The sequence below is a fragment of the Lacticaseibacillus saniviri JCM 17471 = DSM 24301 genome, assembly GCF_001311785.1.
Taxonomy (GTDB): Bacteria; Bacillota; Bacilli; order Lactobacillales; family Lactobacillaceae; genus Lacticaseibacillus; species Lacticaseibacillus saniviri.
Genome location: NZ_BBBX01000001.1, coordinates 127669 through 151199 on the forward strand (window position 1 = coordinate 127669; position 23531 = coordinate 151199).

Sequence of the window (23531 nt, forward strand, 5' to 3'; positions counted from 1 at the left end):
TTGCGCGGGTGCTTACTTTGATTAGGCTGGATATTCGTCATCAACCGTGGCATCCGCATCGATGACGATGTAGAGATGACCATTGTCGCCCATCCGACTGGTTTGATAAGCGTTATCGAGTCCACTAGGATCCTTTTGCTTAAATGGGAAATAAATTTGTAGTGGTTCCTTGTCTGAGCTGTCATCAAACAAAAGATCCATCTTTTCGATATCTTGATACTTAGTCGCCCGGCCAAACATCCCGAGTTCCAATGAGCCATTGTTGATATCAGTGGACTTCACATGGTCGGCTTCAGGTAAGATTTCGACCTTGAAGCTCTTACATGGATGAATTTCTTGAATCTTGCCCCCACGAATCCGGCCGTAGCTGGTGGTAACACGGCTGATCCAGATATCAGCGAGTTCCTTATGTGAGACTGTCCATTCATCGCCATTACGAAAATGAAAATGTAACTCAGAAAAAACGTGTTCTGTCATTGAATCATCTCTCCTTTGTATGTGCTTACATGGCTATTTTAGCACACTTTTGATTCAATTGTGCTGACTTTCACTGAGTGCATGATTCAGTAACACATCCGGCTCATTACTCAAGTCGCCTGAGACCACGGCGCGCTCAACCTGAGTCAGCAATTGCCCCAACTGTGGTCCGGGTTTAACGCCGGCCTGAATCAACTTTTGACCATTGATGGCTAACGCTTGTTTGGATTTGATCGGCAACTGTTGGTACTGTGCTTGCCACTGATTAGGTAGGTTGAGCCATTCGGCCGCCTGACTGGCCACGGTGACCGCTTCTTCCCCCGCTTGATACAATTGCCAAGCAGAGACTTGTTTGGCATCGATCAAGGTATTGGCGCGATTAACCGTCTCAATCAAGGCGTTGGCCTGTTTCCACTGCTTGAGGAGTGGTGTTGCCGGTACTTGTAATGCGTGCACAACCAGCGTCCATGCCACCGCTGCACTCGGCAATTGGTCATCTTTGAGTTCGGTGAGTTCGCGCAACTCGTCAGTATGATTTTCAAACCCTGGACAATAGGCACTCAACCCGCTGTCGAGCATCGTGGTCAATGCGGCATCACGATCAATCCCTGTCATTAAGCGCGTGAATTCACTGGCAATCCGTTCAATTGAAATATGTGCGAGCAGTGGTGCTTCGGTTTGAAGCGCCCGTTTGGTATTTGCTTCAATCGCAAAGCCTAATTGGCTCTGGAAGCGCACCGCCCGCATCATCCGCAAAGCATCTTCCGAGAAACGATCGGTTGCTTCGCCCACCGCCCGCAGCAACTTGTCATCGAGATCGGCCAAACCACCGAACAGGTCAACAATCGTCCCATCGTGTTTGACGGCGAGGGCGTTGACCGTGAAGTCGCGGCGTTTGAGGTCCTCTTCAAGCGAGCGCACAAAGGTTACTTTATCGGGGCGCCGAAAATCCTGATAACCGGATTCGGTCCGGAATGTCGTCACTTCATAGCCTTCGCCACCGTGTAAGACCATCACCGTGCCATGTTGAATCCCCGTGTCGACTGTTTTTTGAATATCTGTTTGATTTCTTCTGGATAGGCTGAGCTCGCGATATCCACATCGTGAATCGGTAAGCCTAAGAGTGCATCACGCACCGAGCCACCGACAAAATACGCTTCAAATCCGGCAGCCTCGATCTGTTGCATAATCGGAATTGCTGCCTGAAATTCTGGATGAGATAAGTCTAATTGCATGTTTTTCCTCCGTTCTCACTCCAGTTATCATAGCAATTTCAACGCTTTTTGCAAAGTCAGACTCAATTTCTGCTATGATAAGCCTAACGTTTGTAAAGGAGGGTTTGCATGCAAAAATTATGGCGAACCGCACGCGACTTATTGATGATTACCATCGGCTGCGGCTTGTATGGGTTTGGGCTGGTCACTGTCAATATCGCAAATCACTTGGCTGAAGGTGGGATTACTGGGATTACCCTGCTGATTCGTTTCTGGTGGCACATCGATCCGGCTTATACCACATTTCTGTTGAATATTCCGTTGGTGTTACTGGGATACCGATACTTGGGTAAACGGGCCTTAGCCTACACCATTTACGGCACGGTGATGTTGTCCTTTTGGCTCTTTGTCTGGCAGCGTCTGCCGGTGTCACTCAACATCAACCACGACCTCTTTATTGCCGGACTCTTAGCCGGTATTTTTGGCGGTGTCGGCAGCGGACTGGTCTACCGCTTCGGTGGCACGACAGGTGGCTCAGACGTGATTGCCCGGATCTTGGAGAAACAGACCGGAACGCCCATGGGCAAGTCACTGTTGATTTTGACATCATCGTGCTGGGCATTTCTCTATCCTACTTGAATCTCGAGTTGATGATGTACACCTTGTTGGCATCCTATGTGTTCTCACGCATTGTTGACTTCACCGTCGAGGGCGCGTATGCCGCTAAAGGACTGTTGATTATCTCGGATGAGAACCAACCGATTGCCCAAGCGATTATGGCGGAACTCGAGCGCGGGGTCACTTATCTGGATGGCGAAGGTGGCTATCAGAATGCGCACCGTCAAGTGCTCTACGCGGTGGTGTCACCGACTGAAGTGGCGGCCGTTAAGCGGATTATCAATCGCTTCGATCACCATGCCTTCATCAGTATTATCGATGTCCATGAGGCATTAGGTGAAGGCTTCACCTATGCGCGCCCCGTGCGTCGCTTGTTACGCAGCAAGTCCTAACCATAAAAAAACGTGTGATGCAATTGAAATTGCGTCACACGTTTTTTTGTGCTGATGCTCCCATTATTCAGCCAAACGATCCAGCCGTTCCTGCATCTCCAAATCATCGGGCACCAATGCCAGGTACCGCGTCAGAGCCGCTTTCAGCTCTGCCATCGCGCCTGTTTCTTGGAAGAAGTCGATAATATCACGCAAGAAATCAGGCTGTTCCTGTAACTGATTAAACGCCAGAAGATAATGTTCCCGCGCCTGATCATCCATTTCCAACCGGGCTTCACTCTTGGCCAAATTCCAATAGATTTGTGGATCAACGTCCGCAGTTTCTAGCAAATCATCCAGGAACGCCAAGTTTTCATCGTCACGTTCATTGAGCAACAAGAAGTTACTCCAGGCCAACTGGTTGGTCGTGTTATCAGGATCAATCGTCAACGCCTTTTGCAAATACAATTCAGCCAAGTCGTTGTCCTGTTCCTTGATGGCAAGATCCGCCCCTAAGGCAAACAAATCCTCATTGGTATCATCCACCATGACCCCTTCTTGAACCATCGTCAATGCGGCGGCTTCTTGATGGTCCTTCTCTTGTGCGGTAGCGAGTGGCAGATAAGCTGATGCAAAGGTCTTATCGCGTTCAATCACCGCTTCAAAGGCCGTGATGGCATCCCGATAATTGGCCACCTGGAGATAGAGGCCCCCCAATTGAAATTGGTTGAGCAAATCAAGCTTGTCCAAGCCAATCTGTTCGTACAGATCGATTGCTTCTTCATACTGGCCTTGTTGCGCCACAGAGGACGCCAGGCGTGCGCGAACGTCAACTTGGGCTAACTCCTCAACCCCAAGTCCCAAGACCTGCTGGTAAGCGCGCTGAGCCGCTGGGTAATTGCCCCACGCGTAATACAGTTCCCCCAGCGCAAAACTAATCACGGATTCATCGGGTGCCAGCCGGGCTGCAGTCTGTAACTTCTGCTCGCTCACTTCATAGAGTCCCAGTGTTTGATACACATCGGCTGCGGTCACCAAGCTTTCCAGATAAGCATCGCTGTCTGGACTGATGCCATTCAAATAGTTCAGCGCCGCGTCAGTATCACCGTCGGACACAGCAATATCAGCCAGCACGGTGGCAATATCGTCCTGATCGGGATACTTACCGAGCAACTCTTGATACAGGCGCTTGGCTTGGCCCAAGAACCCTAACGCATAGAGTTCACCGGCCAAATTGTATTTGGTTTCGTCATCATCATATTCAAGTACAGACTTGAACAATTCCTTGGCGCGATCGACATCTTGTTGGTCCAACGCATCTAACATCTGTTCAGAATAACTCATCAAATTTCCTCCCGATTCTGATCGCATCGAAGCGATCGGCAGTATGTCCTCACATGACAAAAAGGCTGGGGTTGCAACAAAACCGTCGTTTTGTCGCAACCCCAGCCATCAGACCCAGATAAGTATTACTTAACAGCGTCCTTAAGAGCCTTACCAGGCTTGAATGCTGGTACCTTAGATGCAGGAATTTGGATTTCAGCCCCTGTTTGTGGGTTGCGACCCTTCCGTGCAGCGCGTTCACGTACTTCAAAGTTACCGAAGCCGATCAATTGTACCTTGTCGCCCTTAGCAAGAGAAGATTGGATTGAACTGAATACTGCATCAACTGCAGCAGTTGCATCCTTCTTAGTCAAGCCAGTTGCAGTTGCAACGCTTTCGATTAATTCTGCCTTGTTTGCCATGTCTATTTCACCTCCGGATTAATTAGATGTGTAAACATCTAAACATACTCAATCTTGAGTGGTCCAAGAAAGAGGAAACAATGATGTGACGATCACTATTTCAGACATAAACATATCATACAAAGCCTAATCTAGCAAGGTTTTTTGCTCTTTTGTCATGTTTATAAACGGCACTCTGTATAAAAATTCACCAAATGGTTTTTGCTCAAACCCGCGTCACTTGCGGTGTCGCGCGATTAAGTGAACTGGTGTCCCTTCAAAGTCAAATGTGCGACGTAATTGATTGATCAAGAAGCGCTCATATGAAAAATGTAACAAGTCAGGATCGTTCACAAACACCACAAACGTCGGTGGTTTCACGGCCACTTGCGTCATGTAGTAAACACGCAGCCGCTTCCCATTCACTGTCGGTGTTGGTGTGACAGCGATGGCATCCATTAAGACATCGTTTAACACGCTGCTTTGAATGCGCCGGGTTTGGTTCTCAGCAACTTGAATAATCATTTGTGGCAAATTTTTTAACCGTTGCTTGGTCAAAGCGGAGACAAAGACGATTGGTGCGTAGTCCAAATACTGGAATTCGGCACGCACAATGTTCTCAAAGTCACTCATTGTGTGGTTATCCTTGTCCAAGGTATCCCACTTATTGACGACGATGATAATCCCACGGCCTGCTTCATGCGCGTATCCGGCAACCTTTTTGTCCTGTTCCCGAATGCCCTCTTCAGCATTTAAGACGACTAAGACCACATCGGAGCGATCAATCGCCCGCAAAGCACGCATGACCGCATACTTTTCGGTGTTTTCATACACCTTACCGCGTTTACGAATCCCTGCGGTGTCAATCATGGTGAAGGTTTCGCCATCCGCCTCAAATTTGGTATCAATCGCATCACGGGTTGTCCCCTCAATGTTAGAGACGATAACCCGATTTTCACCGAGAATCGCGTTAACTAAACTCGACTTCCCAACGTTGGGCGACCGATAAAGGAGAACTTGATGCTATCGTCGTCATCATCCTTAACTTCGTCAGGAAACGCAGCGACAATGGCATCCAAGATATCACCTAACCCGATCCCATGTGTCCCAGACAACGGTAGTGGTTCGCCGAAGCCTAAAGAGTAGAAATCATAGATATCTTGACGGCGTTCTGGATTATCAACCTTATTGACAGCCAAAACAACGGGCTTATCGGCGCGATATAAGATCTGCGCCACACGTTCATCAGCGTCTGTCACCCCATTTTCGATACTGGTCAAAAAGAGAATCACATCGGCTTCTTCAATCGCGATTTCCGCCTGTTGCGTAATCTGGCTCATGAAGGGTTCATCACCCAGATCAATCCCACCGGTATCGATGACAGAGAAACTCTTACCCAACCATTCTGAATTACCATAGATCCGGTCACGTGTGACACCTGGTGTATCTTCCACGATTGAAATCCGTTCGCCCAGAATTCGGTTGAAGATTGTTGACTTACCGACGTTTGGCCGGCCAACAATCGCGAGTGTTGGTAAACTCATACGTTCACTTCCTTTCTTACAAGCAAAACGCCATAATCCGCAACATCGGACTATGGCGTCTTGTCATTAGGGAGTTATCCCTTATTCGTTATCGTCCTTAGCTGCATCCTTTAAGGCGTCACCTAAGATGTCACCCAAAGAGAAGCCAGAATCATCTTGTTGATATTCTGCAGGAATCGATGTGTGGTTATTGTTGTTGTTATTGTTACGACGTGGACGTGCATTTTCCTTACGAGGTTCTGAAGGTTCGTCGCCTGCTGGACGTTCCTTCAAGGCCTTGATGGATAATGCCAAACGGCGTTGTTCTGGATCAACAGACAATACCTTCACATTCACTTCTTCGCCTTCCTTAAGCACATCGTTTGGTGTTGCGATGTGTTCGTGGGAGATTTGTGAGATGTGAACCAAGCCTTCAACACCAGGGAATACTTCAACGAATGCCCCGAAGGTTGTTAAACGACGAACGGTACCAGTTAATGTTGCGCCAACTGGTGCGCGGTCTTCGATATCATCCCAAGGTTGTGGCAAGGTTGCCTTGATGGAAAGTGAGATCCGGTTCTTTTCTGGGTCGACGCCTAAGACCTTAACCTTAACGTCTTCGCCAACGGAAAGAACATCACTTGGCTTGTCAACACGGTCAAATGAGATTTCAGAAACGTGAACTAAGCCATCCACGCCACCGAGATCAACAAAGGCACCGAAGTTAGTCAAACGAGCAACCTTACCTTCAACAACGTCACCTTCGTGAAGTGTTGCAAAGATTTGTTCGCGTGCTTCTGCCTTGCTTGCTTCAACGATTGCACGGTGAGACAAGATTAAACGGTTTTCACTTGGTTCGATTTCAATGATCTTGAATTCGAGTTCTTGGCCCTTGTAAGCAGAGAGATCTTCAACAAAGTGATCATCAACCATGCTTGCAGGAACGAAGCCACGAACGCCGGCGTTAACCACTAAGCCACCCTTAACAACGGATGTTACAGGGGCTGTGATTGTCTTGCCTGCTTCAAAGTCTGCTTGGATATCTTTCCAAATCTTTTGTGCTTCTAATCGACGCTTGGACAGTAAGAATTGTCCATTTTCTTTATCTTTACCGATCGTAGAAATCACAACTAAGTCAATGACGTCACCGACTTGTGCTTCTTCATGAATATCTTCGACTGGCTGAGATGAAAGTTCTTTGAGGGGAACGACACCTTCAACACCGGTGCCCTGAATCCCAACGATAAGTTGCTTATCCTCAATTGCTAATACTTCACCTTTAACGGTGTCGCCCACTTTAACTTGGTCAACACTGTTTAAAGCATCGGCCATGGTTTGAGCGTTTTCGTTCACATTGTTTTCACTCATGCCAAAAATCCTCCTATACGACTGTCATACAACGGATATTGTACTTGATTTTCGACCAAATTACCAGTAATTTGTTGACATTTTGTTAGTTAGCCCTGTCAGCGGCCAAATCCAAAATCTTTGCGACAACTTGATCAATCGATAATGCTGTTGTATCAATGCGAATCGCATCATCCGCCTGACGCAACGGTGACACTTCACGAGTGGTGTCCTTTTGGTCACGCGCTTCAATTTCCTGAACCAATGTGGCAAGCGGTGTCTCAATCCCCTTGCGCTGGTTTTCAGCAAAACGACGACGGGCCCGCTCCTCAACTGAAGCGACCATGAAGATCTTGAGCTCCGCGTTGGGTAAAACAGTTGTGCCAATGTCACGGCCATCCATCACGATATTGTTTTGGCTGGCAATGGCGCGTTGTTTGGCAACCATCGCCTCACGCACACGTGGATGTGCCGACACTTGAGACACATTGTTCGTCACATCGGGTTGGCGAATCGCTAAGCTGATATCTTCGCCGTTCAAGAACACGAGTTGATCGGTCTCGCCAGGTTTAAACGTGATTTCAGCATTTTGGAGTGCCGTCATGATTTTGGCTTCATCACCGAAATCAATGTCACGTTGAATGGCCAATAAGGTGACGGCACGGTACATGGCACCCGTGTCACAATAGATAAAGCCTAACTGTTTTGCCACCAACTTGGCGATCGTACTCTTCCCTGCACTGGCAGGGCCATCAATTGCAATTTGCATTTCAAAACGCTCCTTCAAAATACCAAACGAAGCCGGCTGCGTCCGCGTCAACCGGCACTCTTTGGCGTTATTTTACTTTCAGGGTCATACCAGGACTGATGGTGGCACCAGAACCTAAGCCGTTCAAAGCATAGAGTTCAGCCAACGTCATACCATGGTTCACCGCAATCCGGTAAGCATTGTCGCCCGCTTGAACCGTGTATGTACCAGAGGCCTGCACAGAACTCGTTGAGGCGGCCACGCTTGAGCTGCTCGCAACCGGAGTCGAACTCGATGACGCCACTGCACTTGAAGACTGGACAGGTGCGACACTGGATTGTGCGGCAGAGCTGCTCGCAACACTGGTGCTACTCGAAGCCTCTTTGGAAGATGCTTTGTCGGACTTAGCACTCGAATGTTTCGCCTTGGACGATGATTTCTCACTTGAAATCTTATCTGAACTCGACTTCGAGCTGGTCTCTACCATGATTTTATCGGTGGTTGATCCCGAGCCACTACTGTTTTGGCCCAAGACATGCAGCACAATTGGTCCAATAATGACCGCAATCAGCAGAATCGAAACCACCCAGGTCAATGTTGAATTGCCTTGGCGTTTCTTCTTTGCAGCGACACGCGACAATTTGCCGGAATCATCGCGATCATCATCAAACTGTGCTGCCCAGGGTTGTTTGTCATCTGGGTCTGAGGACTGGGTTGTTTTCTTACTCATAACGCCCCTCCTTACATAATCTGAAATTATTGTACCACACTCAATTCGATTTTTCGGCGAGAGAGTGCTTAAAGATTGTCGTAAAAATCGTTTGCCACGGCAAAACAGCGGCCGCAAGAACCGGCTTTGCGGGTGCTAGGCGGCTAATGACGTCTTGAGTCAGCTCCCCACAGCACTGCGCCGTGTGGGCAACTAACGGCGAATCAAAGTGCGCAAGAAGTGCCTGTCGTAAGCATCCCTGCGTGTTCAGTAACGTTGCCATCGCCTGAAAACTCGCGGTTTTTTCGCTGAGGCGATCGCGGAGTTGGGCCTTCACCTGATCTTGATTAAAGCCGCTGGCAATATACGCCTCGATTAATTGGATTTGTGGGTCTTCCATATTCTGATACGCGGCTGGATGCCGATAGATGGTTTCAATCAACTTCGCATCCGGCAGGCCCTGACTGAATTGAGCGGCGCGCTGATAATCGCCTGGTCCGATTAACAAGACCGCCGCACTCGCCTCGCCATCACGCCCGGCACGGCCAATAGCTTGTGAATACGCCTCAAGGGATTCAGGCACGTACAGATGCACCACCAAGCGCACATCTGGCTTGTCGATGCCCATGCCAAACGCACTGGTAGCACAGATGACCTCGAGTTGATCCTGCATGAAGCGCCGATAAATCAAATCCCGGGTATGCGCATCGAGTCCGGCGTGATAATAGGCGACGCTGAGGCTTGTCTTGGCCGCAATCAATTCTGTCACCTGTTCCGCCTTTTGCTTGCTATCAAAATAAATAATCTTGGGCCCGGCAATTTGCGTCAGCAGTTCAATCAGACGAGTCATCTTATCGGCCTGTGAATCGACCTGCTCTAATCCCATGAAGACATTGGGCCGATTCACAGAAGCAATGGATTCCTGGGGTTGATTGAGGTGGAGCCCGCGTTTGATATCATCTTGAACGACCTTGGGTGCCGTCGCTGTCAGTGCCATTGTCGCTCGGACATTGAGTTTGGCCAGTTGATCACCGAGTTTCAAGTAAGCCGGCCGAAAGTCAGGGCCCCACTGCGAGATGCAGTGAGCCTCATCCACCACGGCGAGCGTCAGTGGCATCTGCTGCAACTGCGCGATAACGTCTTGTCGTGCCAACATTTCTGGCGCCATAAAGACAAAGCGATAGCCATTCAAATGGGCCAGCACAAAGCGAAAATCGCTGGGTTGTAACTGACTGGTCAGGGCGATGACATGTTTTTCGCCCATCGCCTGCAGCCGCTTCACTTGGTCTTCCATGAGGGCCAATAAGGGCTCAATTACAATCGTCGTGCCCCCTAACATCAGCGTGGGCAACTGGTAACACAAGGTTTTCCCACTGCCGGTGGGTAAAATCCCTAACGCGTCTTGCCCATCGATGGCCGCCTGAACCAGGGATTCCTGACCGGGACGAAAGTGATCAAACCCGTAGTGCTGTTTCAGTGCATCCAGAATTGCACTCATTGTGGCCACCTCCCTTGAATCATCAAAATTTGGTACAACCGGACTTGAAAGAACGAGAATGGGCCCTGAGCCATGATTGTCTGGTAACTCGTCACTGATTGACCGGTCAATGCGGCCCGCTCTTCTGGGCGATAAAACTGCTCGAGTGGTAGTTGCCGCCCGTAAATCGCCCCCAACAACAGATGTTCGTTGACGGTGCTTTCCTTATAGCGGTATCGTGTGGCGATTTGGGCCACCGACATGCCTTGATTCAGCGCCTCAATTGTGCGATTGGCTGAAGCGGACACGGGATCTGTGGGGCCACCCCATAGTGCCCACCACAGCTGTTCAGGTACCAGCGTCTGCAAGAACACACAGATATCATCGCGCTGTTGCATGCTCTGCTGCAGGTCGGTCACGGCCAAGCTGCCGGCAAAATCATGACCGACGAGTTGATTGCTCAATCGGTCCGCCACATCTTGCGGCAGTGTCTCAAACAGTGCGTGCAATTCATCAATTGCCGCCGCCACCGTGAAGTTGGGCTGATGATACCAGCGTTTAATCGCCTGTTGCACCGCAAAATCATTTGTCGTGGGCTCATAAGCGCTGTGGTGGTAACTTCCTTCTGAGAGCACCTGGACGCCCAAAAAGAAACGCGGTAGAAATTGATGCGGCATCAAGGCCGGCTGATAGTGACTCGGCAGCAGATCGCGATGTCGACTGGCAAATGCTTCGCCGTGGTCTGTCAGCACCAATCCCTGGTCAGTGGCTTCGAGCAACTTTTTGTGTCAGCTGCTTAATTGCCGCTTGAAATTGGTCTCGATCCAAAGTAGGGTAAAGGAGTAAGGCATCGAGCTGTTGATGCAGCAACGCCGCAAATAAATTAGAGATGGTCTTTTTGCCCGTCAGCAGGCCATGAACCGCTAATGGCCGTCGCGGTTGATCCTCAAAAAACTGAATGATAAATTCGGGTAACACGCTCACACCTCCGGAGGAACTTCTATATGGTATTATACGCAAAAGTTAACCGTCCTGAATGTATTGCTTGTGGTTTATGCCAAATGTTGGCACCAAAGCTCTTTGAGTATGATCAAGACGGCATTGCCAGTTACACACCCGACCAGAATACAGGAACAGAACCACTTTCGCCAGCCGATCTGATTGATTTCAAACTGGCGTATACGCGTTGCCCAACTGGGGCCATCAAGCGGAGCGACAAACCCTTTGCGCCTGAGGATACGAAAGCTTGATTCATTGTATCATGCCGCCAAAAGAGGCTGTGACCACCCACTCGGGTGAGATCACAGCCTCTTTTTGTGATGCAATATGCATTAGTTCGCGTTTTTGTGCACGCTGCTTAGCCAACCACGGCGCCAAGGCCCGCGCGATGACATAAAACAGAATCGAAACGACAATCCCTTTGACCAGGTTGAACGGGACAACGCCAATCAACACGTACTTGGTCAGTGACATGCCCAGATTAAAGTTGAAGACCGCCAGATACATCGGCGTGATGACCAACCAGTTGAGCAGACTCATAATGACGGTCAGACTGATAATTCCAAGCCCCATGCCCATGAATTGGCGTGAAGGCCGTTCATGATCACCACGGATGGTCCAGATAATTGGCAACATGAAGCCCACGCTGGCAATGAATGCGGCCGAATCCCCAATCAGATTCACAATGCCACCACCGGTCAGCGCAAAGTGGGCCAGACTGCGAATCAACGCGGTCATAATCCCACCAACTGGGCCGAACATCAGTCCGCCCAGCAACACTGTGAGGTCAGAGAAATCCAACTTCAAAAACGGAAACAGCGGGAAAATTGGGAAATCAAACAACATCAAGATATATCCAATCGCAGCGAGTAACGCCACGCCCACCAGTCGATGCAAATTCGTTCGTGCCATAAAACATTCCTCCAAGCGGTTGTCTCAGAGTGGCCAAAAAGGACCCGCTATCTTCAGAAAGATAACGGGTCCCCTAATGAATGTCAGTGTTATTGTAAAGCGCACACAAAAACGATTCAAAAAGCCCCATCTTCTTTATCTAGACTGTACTATCGGTTCCGGAATTGCACCGGATCAGCCGCAAATGCGGGTCGTGGACTATTACCACCGGTCGGGAATTGCACCCTGCCCCTGAAGACGAACCAAGTTATTTAATTACTCACTTACCATACTTAACTCGTGGCAATTTGTCAACCATTTGCAAGCCGTTTCAAGTCTTGCAGCTCACGCGGCCGAATTTCACGGTATTCCCCTGGTTGTAGGCCAGTTAAGTCGAGGTTACCGAAGCGTTCCCGGGATAACTTCATCACGGGGAAACCGACAGATTGCAGCATCTTTTTCACTTGATGATTCATCCCCTGATGAATGACCAGTTCCACAATCGCGGTTTTCTTGGCCTTATCAGTTGAAAGAATCTTAACCTTAGCCGGAGAGATTTTTGTGGTCCAAAATAATCCCCTTGGTTAAGGGTAAGAGATCAGCCCGCGTTGGAATACCTTGCACCTTCGCCACGTATTGCTTATCCACTTCAAACTTAGGGTGCATCAACATGTTGGCCAAATCGCCATCATTGGTCATGATCACCAAACCGGAAGTGTCGTAGTCGAGTCGGCCCACAGGATAAATCCGTTCGCTGTAATCTTCAAAGAAGTCGGTCACAACACGGCGTTTCTTGTTATCGGTCACCGCTGTGATCACGCCACGAGGCTTATACAAGAGGAAATGACGCTTGGCTTCACGGCCAACGGGCACGCCATCCACGCTCACTTCATCTTTGCTCGATACCTTGACACCCATTTGGGTCACAACTTCGCCGTTGACGGCGACGTGGCCTTCCTCGATTAAGGTTTCTGCGTGGCGTCGTGATGCGACCCCTGCTTGGGCCAACACCTTTTGTAGTCGTTCAGTCTGTGCTGCCATTATCGTCCTCCATAGTTGCCATTGTTTGATTGAATTGTGCCATTAAATCTGTTTCGCCACTCTCGTCCGTGATCGGTGGCAGTGCATTGAGTGAGGTCAGACCAAAATAGTCCAGGAATGTTGCGGTGGTCGCATAAAGAATCGGCCGCCCGGGCACGTCTTTGCGGCCCGCTTCCTGGATGAGTTGCCGGCTGGCCAGCGTTGTCAGTGCACCACTGCTCTGGACGCCACGAATCTCATCGATTTCGATGCGTGTAATCGGTTGTTGATACGCGATGATGGCGAGGACTTCAAGGGCAGCCTGTGATAAGCCATGCGCGGGAGGCCCAGCAAAAAGCGGGCCACCGCCTCATGGTAATCCGGCTTGGTTAACAGGTAATAGCGGTCTCCTGCCACCTGCACTTGAAGCCCGGTATCAGTATCGGCTGCTAGTCTGGCCTGTAGCTGTTCGACCTGTTGTCGCGTCGCCGTTTGGTTGCGATTGATGATAGCAGCCAGATCGACCAAACTGATCCCGGCTTCACCTGCGGTATAAAGCACCGCTTCAATCATGCCTTGCATTACGCCGCCTCCTTTGGTTGCACCCATTGGTGCGAATGGGTCTTCTTGCTGACACTCAATTTCATTCAGATGCATCAGCTCCAAAATCGCTAGAAAGGCGGTCACAATCCCATCGACGGTTGTTTGATCCAATAGTTGATCGAATGCCCAGCGCGTTTGCTGCTTGAGTCGCTTGCGAATCACATTGATCTGATCAGCCACAGAGACCGGTTCGGCCTCGATGTGTTGAATTAGGGTCATCGTTTGCAACTTCTGCGTGACGACTTGGGTCATGGCGTGATGCAACTCATTGAGCTTGACTGCGCCCGGCGCCAGCAACGCGTTGCTATCGGCCGGTGGGTTTGATTCAGGCTTCGCATAGGCTGTTGCCCGTTCCTGAGCGCGTTCTTTGAGCGTCTCTGCCGCCTGCTGATAAACCTGATACGTCAACAGTTGCGCCACTAGATCCGCCCGCGGATCAAACGCGGGCTCATCTTGCTGTAGCTCTTCTTCCACCGTTGGCAACAGCAGCCGACTCTTTAATGCCATCAAAGAAGCCGCCATCACAAAATAATCGCCGGCAATATCAAGCGCCAATTCCTGGGCTTGATGAAGATAGTCGAGGTATTGGCGCGTCACTTCTGCGATTGGAATATCATAAATATCAATTTCATTAGCTTTAATCAAGTGCCACAAAAGATCCAGTGGCCCTGAGAAATCATCGAGAACCAGCGTCAGTGCCAAAGCCCTGCTCCTTTCGCGCCCGTTCCCACGCAACGATCAATTGCGTTGTTTCCAGTGAGCCCATTAACTTTTTGTCTTCGCCACAGAGCTTAGCGAGATCATCGAGAATCGCAAACTGGGTCGCTTGGTCACGCACGCTGGGAGAAAGTGAGATGTGTCGAACCAGTAAGAAATCGCTGCCCGTTTCCACACCGACGACACCAATAAAGTCGTCATCATTATTTTCTTTATAGAGATATAATTCATGATCCGGATCCGTGGTGTACAGACTGAGTTCAGTCTTCAAATTCGACATCACCTTGAGATCTGGTAGATATGAGAGAAAGCCCATGGCAATTTTCTCATAATCATTTTTATATTTAACTAACATTTTTGCCTCCAAGTTGACTCTCGCCATACCTTACCACATTATCTAAAGCCAAGCAATCAGCCTCGAGGATGGGTCTGATGATAAACACTAATCAACTTTTGATTACTGAGGTGGGTATAGATTTGGGTGGTACTGATGTCACTGTGGCCGAGCAAGGTCTGAACCACCCGTAAATCCGCCCCATTCTCCAGTAAATGAGTAGCAAAACTGTGGCGCAAAGTATGTGGTGTGACATTCTTCTTGATTCCTAAACGCGTGATGTAGGCCTCAGATTCTTCCAAATGCCCTGGCGCGTCAAGGCGTGGCCGTGGAAATTCAAGAACACCTCGGGCACCTGCTGTTTGCCATTGAGCAGTTGCCCTCGCGCAACCGTCAAGTATCGATTGAGCCACTCGACAGCTGGCGGACTGACCGGGACCAAACGTTCCTTGTCACCCTTACCGACAACTTGCAGCAAGTTCATGCTCAAATGCAATTGGTTCAACCGCAAATTGATCACTTCTGACACCCGCAGGCCCGTCGCATACATCACTTCAAAAATTGCCCGGTCGCGCAGGCCCAATGGCGTTGTCGTGTCCGGCGCCTGCATCAATCGATCCACTTCGGCTGTCGTCAATGTGGCCGGCAAATGCTGGCCCTTTTAGGTGAGGCGATTAATGTCATCGGATCGGTCGTCATAATCTGCTCGCGATTGAGGTACCGATAGAACTTGCGCAGTGCACTGGTCATGCGCGCCACCGATGTCGCCTGTTTTTGACTGCTCTGATCGCTCAAGAAGTTTTGAATCACGAGCCGGTCAGTCGGAAAGGTATCCAACTGCTGATCCTCGAGCCATGTTTTAAATGTGAGCAAGTCTTGCCGGTAACTGGCTTGCGTGGTGGTTGCCAAGCCGCGTTCCACATCCAAATAATGAATAAAGTCAGCAATTTGCTGGTTCATTAGTCGATCAACTCGGTAATGCCATCGTGTTGGCGAATTTTCTTAGCTTTCATCAAACTCCCCAGCGCGCGCTTGAATGCACCCTGCTGATTGCAAAAGTGGCCTGAATCGCTTCGGGATCACTCTTATCGGTATAGGGAATGGACTTGGTCTGACTGTGTTCCAGCACGGCCAAAATCATGGCCGCATCATCGCTGATGGCTTCGTATGCACGAGGCCGTAAGCTCAGGTTCAAGACCCCATCAGGCCGCACACCAATGACACGGGCGGAGAGATGTTCTCCCAGCCGTGGTTCGGCATCACGTTCACTCGGATGGATGAAGCCGAGGAAGAAATCATCGGTCAATACATGTGTCCCAGCCATCTTCAGACGATACACCGTCGCCTGCACATCTTCGTTATTTTGGGTTGGCTTAGCCATATTCGCCACGGCGTGAATGGTATCTTCATCGGCGAGTTCACCCCACAACCGGTTCTTCTTATCGCGGCTCAAGTGAATCATCAACCGATCACCACGATTAGGCCACAAGCGAGACAATTGTGGTAATTGGTCTAATGACACCACGATATCCTTATCAGGCAAACCGATGTTAACAAAAACGCCCAAATCGCGGCGCACTTCAACGACTTCGCCGAATGCATAACGATCCATCCCCACCTTGGGAATGATTGGGGTCAAGCGGGCTTGATTAGAACTATTTTCGTAGGCAAAGCCCCGAATCTCATCACCGACAGCCAGTTCGGTATCCACCTGGCTCTTATCGGTAGCTAATGTCACGCCTTGATACTGTGAAAAATTTGGTCATCGTTTTGATCTGAAACGGTCGCAACGATCAATTCACCATTAAAATCCATTTTATTCTCCTTGGCAAAATGCGCCGAAACGACATTTTGCAACTCTCTACTTACTTACCTGGTAACAGGTTGAACAGCGTCAATATCACATAGGTCATGCCTGACGCGATAACGGGACCCGCGGCCACACCTTTGAACAGCGCAACCCCCATGATGGTCCCAAAGACGAGGGCGACGGTCACTTCGGGGCTCTGGCTCAACAAGCCGACCCCCTTGGCGGACAGCACGGCGACTAACACCCCACAGGCAACGGCAATCAAGCCAACGGGGCTCTTAAACATGTTCAAGAGCTCTTTGACGCCAATTTCACCGGTTGCGATAGGCACCATAATCGCCGCAGAGATAATCGTCACGCCCCAGTTAATCCCCCGAACTGCCGAGTTTCAACAACCACGGCTGCAGCATCGGAATTAATTTGAGCACCATGACCGCTGCCACCCCAATCATCAATGCCTTATTTTTGGCGATGACCGCGATAACCAAAATGGTGCCGAGAAACAGCCAACTTTCCATCTCCATTACCCTCCCTTTATTTTACCTAAATTAGTGCAAGAACGCCCATTATTTTTGATTGCTATCGATACAAAAAGGAGGTTGCAACAAAACCTGCGTTTTGTGACAACCTCCTCTTGTGTGACACTTAAATTAAGTTAAGTGGTTTATAAAGCGTTTGTTGCACCCTTGTAGACGATACCACGACGGGAGTCAACAGTGATTACTTGACCATCTGTGATAACAGTTGTTGCGTCTTCAGCACCAACGATAACAGGGATGCCCATAGCAATACCGACAACAGCAGCATGGCTGGTTAAACCACCGTTTTCAACAACTAATGCAGCAGCCTTTTCGATTGCTGGCAAGTAGTCCTTGTCTGTTGTCTTAACAACTAAGATATCACCCTTGGACATCTTAGCAGCTGCTTCGTTAGCATTGCTTGCGATAACAGCCTTACCAACAGTTGATTCGTCGCCGACACCTGAACCTTGAGTCAACTTAGAACCGATCAATTGGATCTTCATAACGTTTGTTGTCCCTGATTCACCAACTGGCACACCAGCAGTGATCAAGATCAAGTCGCCTTCTTCAGCAAAGCCGAGGTCTTGTGCGGTCTTTGTTGCAAGATCGAACATTTCATCAGTGTTGCCTGGCTTTTCAGCAACAACAGGATAAACACCCCAGTTGATTGTTAAGCCGCGACGAGTCTTGTCATCAAAAGTGATAGCCAAGATGTCAGCCTTTGGACGATACTTGGAGATCATCCGGGCTGTGAAGCCACTTTCTGTAGCAGCAACGATGGTCTTAACGCCAAGGTCACGTGCAGTGTGAGCAACAGATTGACCAACAGCTTCGGTGATGTTCTTCTTAGCGAATTCCTTCAATGCAAAAGCATCTTGGTCAACTAATGAAGCTTCGATGTATTCGTTAATCCGTGCCATTGCAGCAACAGATTCTACAGGGTAGTCCCCGTTAGCACTTTCACCAGAAAGCATAGTTGCGTCTGTACCATCCATAACGGCGTTAGCAACGTCGTTAACTTCGGCACGTGTAGGACGTGGGTTTTCTTGCATAGAATCAAGCATTTGGGTAGCAGTGATAACTGGCTTACCAAGCGCATTGCACTTCTTGATCAGACGCTTTTGAACGATTGGCACGTGTTCGAAAGGAATTTCGACACCCATGTCACCACGAGCAACCATCAAACCATCAGAAACCTTCATGATGTCATCGATGTTGTCGATACCTTCTTGGGATTCGATCTTAGGGAAGATTTGAACGTTTAATGCGTCCTTTTCTTCGAGTAATTCACGAATATCCATAACGTCTTGAGGCTTACGAACGAATGATGCAGCGATGAAGTTGATGCCGTTGTCTAAACCAAAACGGATATCATCAGCATCTTTTTCAGTAATACCAGGTAAGTTGATGGAAACACCAGGTGCGTTAACACCCTTACGTGAACCTAAGAGACCATCATTTTGAACCTTAGTTACTAATTCGCGGTTTGCTTCGTCTTTTTCAGTAATAACAACGTCGATTAAACCATCATCGAATAAGACATGCCCACCAACGTGAGTATCGTCATATAAGCCAGGGTATGTGACAGCAACCTTGTCCTTGTTACCTTCAAGGCTGGCATCCATCGAAATACGCAGAACATCGCCAGTATGTAATTCGATCTTACCGTTATCTGTTGCTTGAACAGTTGTCCGGATTTCAGCACCCTTTGTGTCCAACATGATCCCAACAGTCTTACCAGTGATCTTTTCAGCTTCGTGAACCATGTTCATCCGGCCGAGATGTTCTTCGTGATCACCATGTGAGAAGTTAAACCGGAATACATTAGCCCCCGCCTCAATTAACTTAACAATAATATCTGTAGTGTTACTTGCTGGTCCGAGTGTGCTAACGATCTTGGTTTTTTTCATAAATGGATTCTCTCCTTTGAATAGTTTTAAAAAGACGTTAATGTCGTTTTTTTTAACAGTAATTAGAATGACAATTCATCAGCTAATGTGTACAGAGACAAATCAGCTTGATGCTTTGAGTCAAACAAGTCAGTGATATCGTGTGTGGTCAACTTGTTGTTTTGAATCCCGATAGCAAGGGCACCCTTGCCTTGGAGTAACAATTCAACAGCGTAGCTACCCATTTGGGAAGCGAGCACACGATCGCGGGCTGTAGGTGAACCCCCACGAACCACGTGGCCTAATACCGTGCTCCGTAATTGGAAATCACCGTATTCGCCAAGTGCCTTGGAGAATTCTTCAGCGTGCATAACCCCTTCGGCAAGCAGGATAACCGCGTGCTTTTGGCCGCGTTCCCGACTGCTTTGGAGCTTCTTAGCAACGGCCGCAACGTCGAAGTCGTGTTCAGGAATGATCACGTCTTCGGCACCACCAGCAACACCAGCCCATAAGGCGATGTCGCCGGCGCCACGACCCATGACTTCAACAACGAATGTCCGTTCGTGACTTGCAGCTGTGTCGCGCAGGCGATCAACGGCTTCAAGAACAGTATTCACAGCGGTATCAAAACCGATTGTGAAGTCTGTGAATGGAATATCGTTATCGATGGTCCCTGGTAAGCCAACAGCGTTGTAGCCGTGGCGAGTTAAGGCCAAGGCACCATGATAGGAACCGTCGCCCCCGATAACAACCAACGCTTCGATACCGAACTTCTTGAGTTGTTCGATCCCTTTGAGTTGGCCTTCTTCGTTAGCAAATTCAGGGTAACGTGCCGAGTACAACATGGTACCCCCACGTTGAATCTTGTCCCCGACAGTTGCTTCATTCATCTTGAAAATGTCACCAGCAACTAAGCCGGCAAACCCATAATTGATACCATACACTTCTAAGCCTTCGTGCATCGCTTTACGGGCAACGGCACGAACCGCAGCATTCATACCGGGTGCGTCACCACCACTGGTTAAAATCCCAATGCGTTTCATCAATTTCACCTCATGCGTCATCTATTTGATCAATTTGCTTGATCTCAAATACTTGTACAGCATATCACTTTTCAGAAAGAATGTCCCGTCATTTTCAAATATTTCTGACTTTACTGGTTTACCACTTGATTAGGCCGCAAAACAACGGCGTTTTCACCAAATTGGGCCTTGAGAGCGGTCAGTAAGAGATCACTACCATCAACCCAATATTGACGGGCTAAAAGCACTCCTTGCCGGCTACCTTGTGCCACAGTGATCACAGGAATGGTTCCGTGGTATTGTTGAACCGTTTTCAGCAAAGTTTCTTGCCCGCTCGCATCAAAATCTTGCGGCGTTTGAATGAAGAGCCGTGCGCTAGGCATCAGTGCATCTGCCAGCTGAATCGAGTTCGCAATCACCTGCAGGGCATCGTTGCGCAATTCGGTTTTGCCCTGAATCATGACAATGGCATCTTCTGGCAACTGGTCAAAGACCGGGTACAGGCTTGGAAAAATCGTCACCGAAGCGCCACCAGTCTGATCCTGCACATCCACGAACGCCATGGCCTGGCCCTTCTTGGTCCGAATGCGTTTGGCGTGGCGAATCTGTGCCAAAATGGTCACGGACTGATCCGCTTCAAGACCTGCAATTGCCTGAATGGGATACTGCTGCTTCAAGAAATTGAACTTCTCAACCGGATGACCCGAGAGGTACACCCCGAGGGCCGCTTGTTCGCGATCCAATTGTTCCGACAACGTCCAAGCATCCACCTTCGTTAACTTGGGTTGCAACATCTCAAACAAGCCCACATCATTGCCACTCAACTTAACTGATTCGATCAATTCATCCAGATTAAACGCAACCTGCGCGCGATTGCTGTCGAAGCGATCGAACACGCCGGCATCAACCAATGGCGCTAGTGTGGCCGTCTTGAGCCACTTGGGATCCAATCGCTGCAGAAAATCACGCAAATCCTTAAATGGCCCGTTCTTGCGTGCCGTTAAGATGTCACCAGCAAAATCACGCCGGACACCCTTAATGGACAACAGCCCGAACAGAATTTGATCCTGATTGACGCTGAAGTAGCGTTGACTGCTATTGATATCAGGCCCCACAACCCGGACCTTGAGTTCCCGTGCTTCTTGCAGATAAATGCGCAGCTTGGCGGTATTGCTCAAGGATGAATTCATCAGAGACGTGAAGAACGCCGCGGGATAATGCACCTTGAGATAGGCCAGCCAAAACGCAATCATACTGTACGCCACCGCGTGGGAGCGATTGAACCCGTAGTTAGCGAACCGATCGATATACGCGTAAACCGTCTCTGCCGTCTGCCGATCAAAGCCCTTTTCAAGCGCGCCGTCAATGAATCGCTTCTGCTCATCCGCTAACACGGCCGCCTTTTTTCTTACTCATCGCCCGCCGCAACAGATCGGCCTCCCCTAATGAGAAGCCACCCATGACACTCGCAACTTGCATGACCTGTTCCTGATACACCAGCACGCCATATGTGGGCGCCAGAATCGGTTCCAACGCGGGTGCGGGATAGCTGATGGGTTCCTGCCCGTGCTTCCGCGCCACAAAGGTATCGATATTTTCCATTGGTCCCGGCCGATACAGGGCATTAACAGCCACAACATCTTCAAAACTGCTTGGTCCCAACTGCCGCAACACCGCCTTGATGCCACTCGATTCAAACTGGAACACGCCGTTGGTATCGCCACGCGCAAACAAGGCTAACGTGTCCGGGTCATCCAGCGGAATCGTTGCCGGATTAATCGCCTGGCCCGTTTGCTTCTGCACATAACTCAACGTGCTAGCGAGAATACTCAAATTGCGCAGCCCCAAGAAATCCATTTTGAGCAGGCCTAACGCTTCGACATTCCCCATCGCAAATTGGGTCTGTTCGATACCGTCACCACCGCTCTGCAAAGCCACCGTGTCGGTGAGTGGTTGATCGGATAGGACAATCCCCGCCGCATGGGTTGAGTAATGGCGCGGCAAGCCTTCAATCGCCAGCGCGGTTTGGAACAAGCGCTGATTCTCTTGCGCATCCGCCACCAGATTCTTGAGCGCTTGCGACTGCTGGTAGGCTTGCTGCAGGCTCACATGCAAGCCAGGTGGAATCGCGTTGCTCCACTGGTTGCTTTGAAACTGACTGAGACCAAGACCCGGGCCACATCACGCAGCGCTTGCTTGGCCCCAAATGTCCCAAAGGTCACAATCTGCGCCATGTGATTGGCACCATATTTATCGTGCACATAATTGATCAATTCATTCCGCCGATTATCGGGAATGTCCAAGTCGATATCCGGCATATTGGCGCGATTGGGATTCAGGAACCGTTCAAACAAGAGATTGTACTGAATCGGATCGACTTCAGTAATCGCTAGGGCGTAACTTACAAGTGACCCCGCTGCTGAACCCCGTCCTGGCCCTGTAATAATACCGACCTCATGCGCATGATTCATCACATCCCAAATCACAAGAAAGTAATCCGCAAAGCCCATCTTGGTAATGACATCTAATTCATAAGCCAGGCGCGTTTGATACGCTTCTGGAATCGGATCACCGAGTCGTTTGGTCAACCCGCTTTGGGCCAACATGGCCAAATACGCCGGCGCCGACTGGCCATCAGGTGTCTGGTAATGCGGCAACTGTGGTTGCTTGAAATCAATGGTCACGTCACAGCGTTTGGCAAGTGATGCCATATTGGTCAAGGCATCCGTTAAATCGGCCGCCTCAAATAATTGCGTCATCTGCGTTTCCGGCATCAACCACCGCTCACCGGCATCAAACAACGTGGGGTCTCTAAAATTGAGTTGGGTCCCGGCATCAATCGCCTGGAGTACCTGCTGGGTGAAGGCATCGGTTGGATCTTGGTACCACACATCCCCTAGCGCGAGCAGCGGATAGTCATGAAGCCGAGCAAAGGCCACGATATCGTGCTGAACCATGATTGGGGTCACACCGATAAAAACGGATGCCGGAAACTTGGTATTAAAGCGCTCAAAGGCCGCCTGTGCTTGTTGCGCTTGGCCCTGTTCAATCAGATCCACTACAGTGCTCTTGGCCGTCGTGATGACAGCAAGCCCCGTGAAATTATCGAGATCATCAAACGTCACATCGGGATGCAGCATCACCTGTGATGACAGCCGCAATAATTGATGATAGCCTGCCGTCGTCTCTGCTATCAATAGGAACGTTTTCGTCTGCCAATTGCATCGTCATCCCCAGAATGGGCATGATATCGGCTTGCTTGGCTTGCGTGTAGAAATCAACCAAGCCACTCACCACATTGGTGTCTGTCAATGCCACACGCGAATAGCCCCGCGTCTTGGCCGCCTGAATAATACCGGGCAGTGTCTGCGGGCTATTGAGCAGTGAATAACTGCTATGCACTTGAAATTGTGTAAATGTCATTTTGCCACCTCAATTTGATTATAACCGAAAACCAATTGGCTGTTGCAAACTGGTCATTTCATGATAAGATAATCTTCAGAAAAGAGGGATCGAC

General features: G+C 49.5%; 14 protein-coding genes, 11 pseudogenes and 1 riboswitch. Of the genes and pseudogenes, 3 read left to right on the forward strand and 22 right to left on the reverse strand.

The features are described 5' to 3' along the window. Nucleotides 1–21: 21 nt before the first annotated feature. Nucleotides 22–477: a hypothetical protein gene (locus JCM17471_RS00630; protein WP_054776452.1), complete on the reverse strand. Its 456-nt coding sequence runs from the start codon at nt 475–477 to the stop codon at nt 22–24. Between the two features lie 54 nt (nt 478–531). After that, nucleotides 532–1712: pseudogene (locus tag JCM17471_RS00635) on the reverse strand (CCA tRNA nucleotidyltransferase). A gap of 144 nt (nt 1713–1856) precedes the next feature. Here JCM17471_RS00635 and JCM17471_RS15695 point away from each other — a divergent pair. Both JCM17471_RS15695 and JCM17471_RS15700 read left to right on the forward strand, forming a co-directional pair. After that, nucleotides 1857–2410, forward strand: a pseudogene (locus JCM17471_RS15695) (YitT family protein); the annotation flags it as partial. A 57-nt stretch (nt 2411–2467) separates the two neighbouring features. Beyond that, nucleotides 2468–2701: a YitT family protein gene (locus JCM17471_RS15700; protein ID WP_263849369.1), complete on the forward strand. Its 234-nt coding sequence runs from the start codon at nt 2468–2470 to the stop codon at nt 2699–2701. A gap of 63 nt (nt 2702–2764) precedes the next feature. On the opposite strand, the gene JCM17471_RS00650 is transcribed toward JCM17471_RS15700, so the two are convergent. The 9 genes and pseudogenes from JCM17471_RS00650 to JCM17471_RS00690 form a co-directional block, all read right to left on the reverse strand. After that, nucleotides 2765–4024, reverse strand: coding sequence for a tetratricopeptide repeat protein (locus JCM17471_RS00650; RefSeq protein ID WP_054776455.1), 1260 nt, complete (start codon nt 4022–4024; stop codon nt 2765–2767). 125 nt (nt 4025–4149) lie between these two features. Next, the gene (gene hbs, locus JCM17471_RS00655) at nt 4150–4425 is read right to left on the reverse strand and encodes a non-specific DNA-binding protein Hbs (RefSeq protein ID WP_054776456.1); all 276 of its coding nucleotides are present in this window, start codon (nt 4423–4425) and stop codon (nt 4150–4152) included. A gap of 216 nt (nt 4426–4641) precedes the next feature. After that, a pseudogene (gene der, locus JCM17471_RS00660) lies at nt 4642–5948 on the reverse strand (ribosome biogenesis GTPase Der). 81 nt (nt 5949–6029) lie between these two features. After that, nucleotides 6030–7295 (reverse strand): 30S ribosomal protein S1, encoded by a 1266-nt coding sequence (gene rpsA, locus JCM17471_RS00665; protein ID WP_054776457.1) that lies wholly within the window; start codon nt 7293–7295, stop codon nt 6030–6032. 85 nt (nt 7296–7380) lie between these two features. After that, nucleotides 7381–8043 (reverse strand): (d)CMP kinase, encoded by a 663-nt coding sequence (gene cmk, locus JCM17471_RS00670; protein ID WP_054776458.1) that lies wholly within the window; start codon nt 8041–8043, stop codon nt 7381–7383. Between the two features lie 67 nt (nt 8044–8110). After that, a complete protein-coding gene (locus JCM17471_RS00675) occupies nt 8111–8752 on the reverse strand; it encodes a LysM peptidoglycan-binding domain-containing protein (protein WP_054776459.1) in 642 nt (213 codons plus the stop codon). Between the two features lie 40 nt (nt 8753–8792). Then, nucleotides 8793–10229 (reverse strand): RecQ family ATP-dependent DNA helicase, encoded by a 1437-nt coding sequence (locus JCM17471_RS00680; protein WP_054776460.1) that lies wholly within the window; start codon nt 10227–10229, stop codon nt 8793–8795. Further along, on the reverse strand, nt 10226–10987 hold the full coding sequence (locus tag JCM17471_RS00685) for a helix-turn-helix domain-containing protein (RefSeq protein WP_054776461.1): 762 nt from the start codon (nt 10985–10987) through the stop codon (nt 10226–10228). Before JCM17471_RS00685 ends, JCM17471_RS00680 begins: the two co-directional genes overlap by 4 nt. Further along, nucleotides 10971–11186, reverse strand: coding sequence for a hypothetical protein (locus JCM17471_RS00690; RefSeq protein WP_054776462.1), 216 nt, complete (start codon nt 11184–11186; stop codon nt 10971–10973). The genes JCM17471_RS00685 and JCM17471_RS00690 overlap by 17 nt, the downstream gene beginning before the upstream one ends. Before the next feature lie 26 nt (nt 11187–11212). On the opposite strand from JCM17471_RS00690, the gene JCM17471_RS00695 reads away from it, so the two are divergent. After that, nucleotides 11213–11458, forward strand: coding sequence for a ferredoxin (locus JCM17471_RS00695; protein WP_054776463.1), 246 nt, complete (start codon nt 11213–11215; stop codon nt 11456–11458). A gap of 94 nt (nt 11459–11552) precedes the next feature. Here JCM17471_RS00695 and JCM17471_RS00700 read toward each other — a convergent pair. The 11 genes and pseudogenes from JCM17471_RS00700 to dnaE form a co-directional block, all read right to left on the reverse strand. Beyond that, nucleotides 11553–12119: pseudogene (locus tag JCM17471_RS00700) on the reverse strand (ECF transporter S component); the annotation flags it as partial. 124 nt (nt 12120–12243) lie between these two features. After that, a riboswitch (FMN riboswitch) is annotated at nt 12244–12362 on the reverse strand. A gap of 47 nt (nt 12363–12409) precedes the next feature. After that, a pseudogene (locus JCM17471_RS00705) lies at nt 12410–13139 on the reverse strand (pseudouridine synthase). Continuing rightward, nucleotides 13123–13700: pseudogene (gene scpB / locus JCM17471_RS14355) on the reverse strand (SMC-Scp complex subunit ScpB). The pseudogenes JCM17471_RS00705 and scpB overlap by 17 nt, the downstream one beginning before the upstream one ends. Nucleotides 13701–13742: 42 nt before the next feature. Next, nucleotides 13743–14456 (reverse strand): annotated as a pseudogene (locus JCM17471_RS14360) (segregation and condensation protein A); the annotation flags it as partial. After that, nucleotides 14398–14793, reverse strand: coding sequence for a hypothetical protein (locus tag JCM17471_RS00720; protein WP_054776464.1), 396 nt, complete (start codon nt 14791–14793; stop codon nt 14398–14400). The gene JCM17471_RS00720 and the pseudogene JCM17471_RS14360, both read right to left, overlap by 59 nt. A 56-nt stretch (nt 14794–14849) precedes the next feature. Further along, a pseudogene (gene xerD, locus JCM17471_RS14735) lies at nt 14850–15732 on the reverse strand (site-specific tyrosine recombinase XerD). Beyond that, nucleotides 15732–16587, reverse strand: a pseudogene (locus JCM17471_RS00730) (CvfB family protein). The pseudogenes xerD and JCM17471_RS00730 overlap by 1 nt, the downstream one beginning before the upstream one ends. 50 nt (nt 16588–16637) lie before the next feature. Continuing rightward, nucleotides 16638–17100, reverse strand: a pseudogene (locus JCM17471_RS00735) (DUF441 domain-containing protein). A gap of 146 nt (nt 17101–17246) precedes the next feature. Further along, nucleotides 17247–19013, reverse strand: a complete 1767-nt coding sequence (gene pyk, locus JCM17471_RS00740) for a pyruvate kinase (protein ID WP_054776465.1) — start codon at nt 19011–19013, stop codon at nt 17247–17249. A 62-nt stretch (nt 19014–19075) separates the two neighbouring features. Further along, complete coding sequence (gene pfkA / locus JCM17471_RS00745) at nt 19076–20035, reverse strand: 6-phosphofructokinase (RefSeq protein ID WP_054776466.1); 960 nt, start codon at nt 20033–20035, stop codon at nt 19076–19078. Nucleotides 20036–20145: 110 nt separating this feature from the next. Then, a pseudogene (gene dnaE, locus JCM17471_RS00750) lies at nt 20146–23437 on the reverse strand (DNA polymerase III subunit alpha). Nucleotides 23438–23531: the final 94 nt, after the last annotated feature.

Excerpts from the sequence above, each read along its gene's own strand:
- JCM17471_RS00630 (WP_054776452.1), bottom strand. The coding sequence starts at position 477 with ATGACAGAACACGTTTTTTCTGAGTTACATTTTCATTTTCGTAATGGC.
- JCM17471_RS15700 (WP_263849369.1), top strand. The coding sequence starts at position 2,468 with ATGGCGGAACTCGAGCGCGGGGTCACTTATCTGGATGGCGAAGGTGGC.
- JCM17471_RS00650 (WP_054776455.1), bottom strand. The coding sequence starts at position 4,024 with ATGAGTTATTCTGAACAGATGTTAGATGCGTTGGACCAACAAGATGTC.
- hbs (WP_054776456.1), bottom strand. The coding sequence starts at position 4,425 with ATGGCAAACAAGGCAGAATTAATCGAAAGCGTTGCAACTGCAACTGGC.
- rpsA (WP_054776457.1), bottom strand. The coding sequence starts at position 7,295 with ATGAGTGAAAACAATGTGAACGAAAACGCTCAAACCATGGCCGATGCT.
- cmk (WP_054776458.1), bottom strand. The coding sequence starts at position 8,043 with ATGCAAATTGCAATTGATGGCCCTGCCAGTGCAGGGAAGAGTACGATC.
- JCM17471_RS00675 (WP_054776459.1), bottom strand. The coding sequence starts at position 8,752 with ATGAGTAAGAAAACAACCCAGTCCTCAGACCCAGATGACAAACAACCC.
- JCM17471_RS00680 (WP_054776460.1), bottom strand. The coding sequence starts at position 10,229 with ATGAGTGCAATTCTGGATGCACTGAAACAGCACTACGGGTTTGATCAC.
- JCM17471_RS00695 (WP_054776463.1), top strand. The coding sequence starts at position 11,213 with ATGGTATTATACGCAAAAGTTAACCGTCCTGAATGTATTGCTTGTGGT.
- JCM17471_RS00720 (WP_054776464.1), bottom strand. The coding sequence starts at position 14,793 with ATGTTAGTTAAATATAAAAATGATTATGAGAAAATTGCCATGGGCTTT.
- pyk (WP_054776465.1), bottom strand. The coding sequence starts at position 19,013 with ATGAAAAAAACCAAGATCGTTAGCACACTCGGACCAGCAAGTAACACT.
- pfkA (WP_054776466.1), bottom strand. The coding sequence starts at position 20,035 with ATGAAACGCATTGGGATTTTAACCAGTGGTGGTGACGCACCCGGTATG.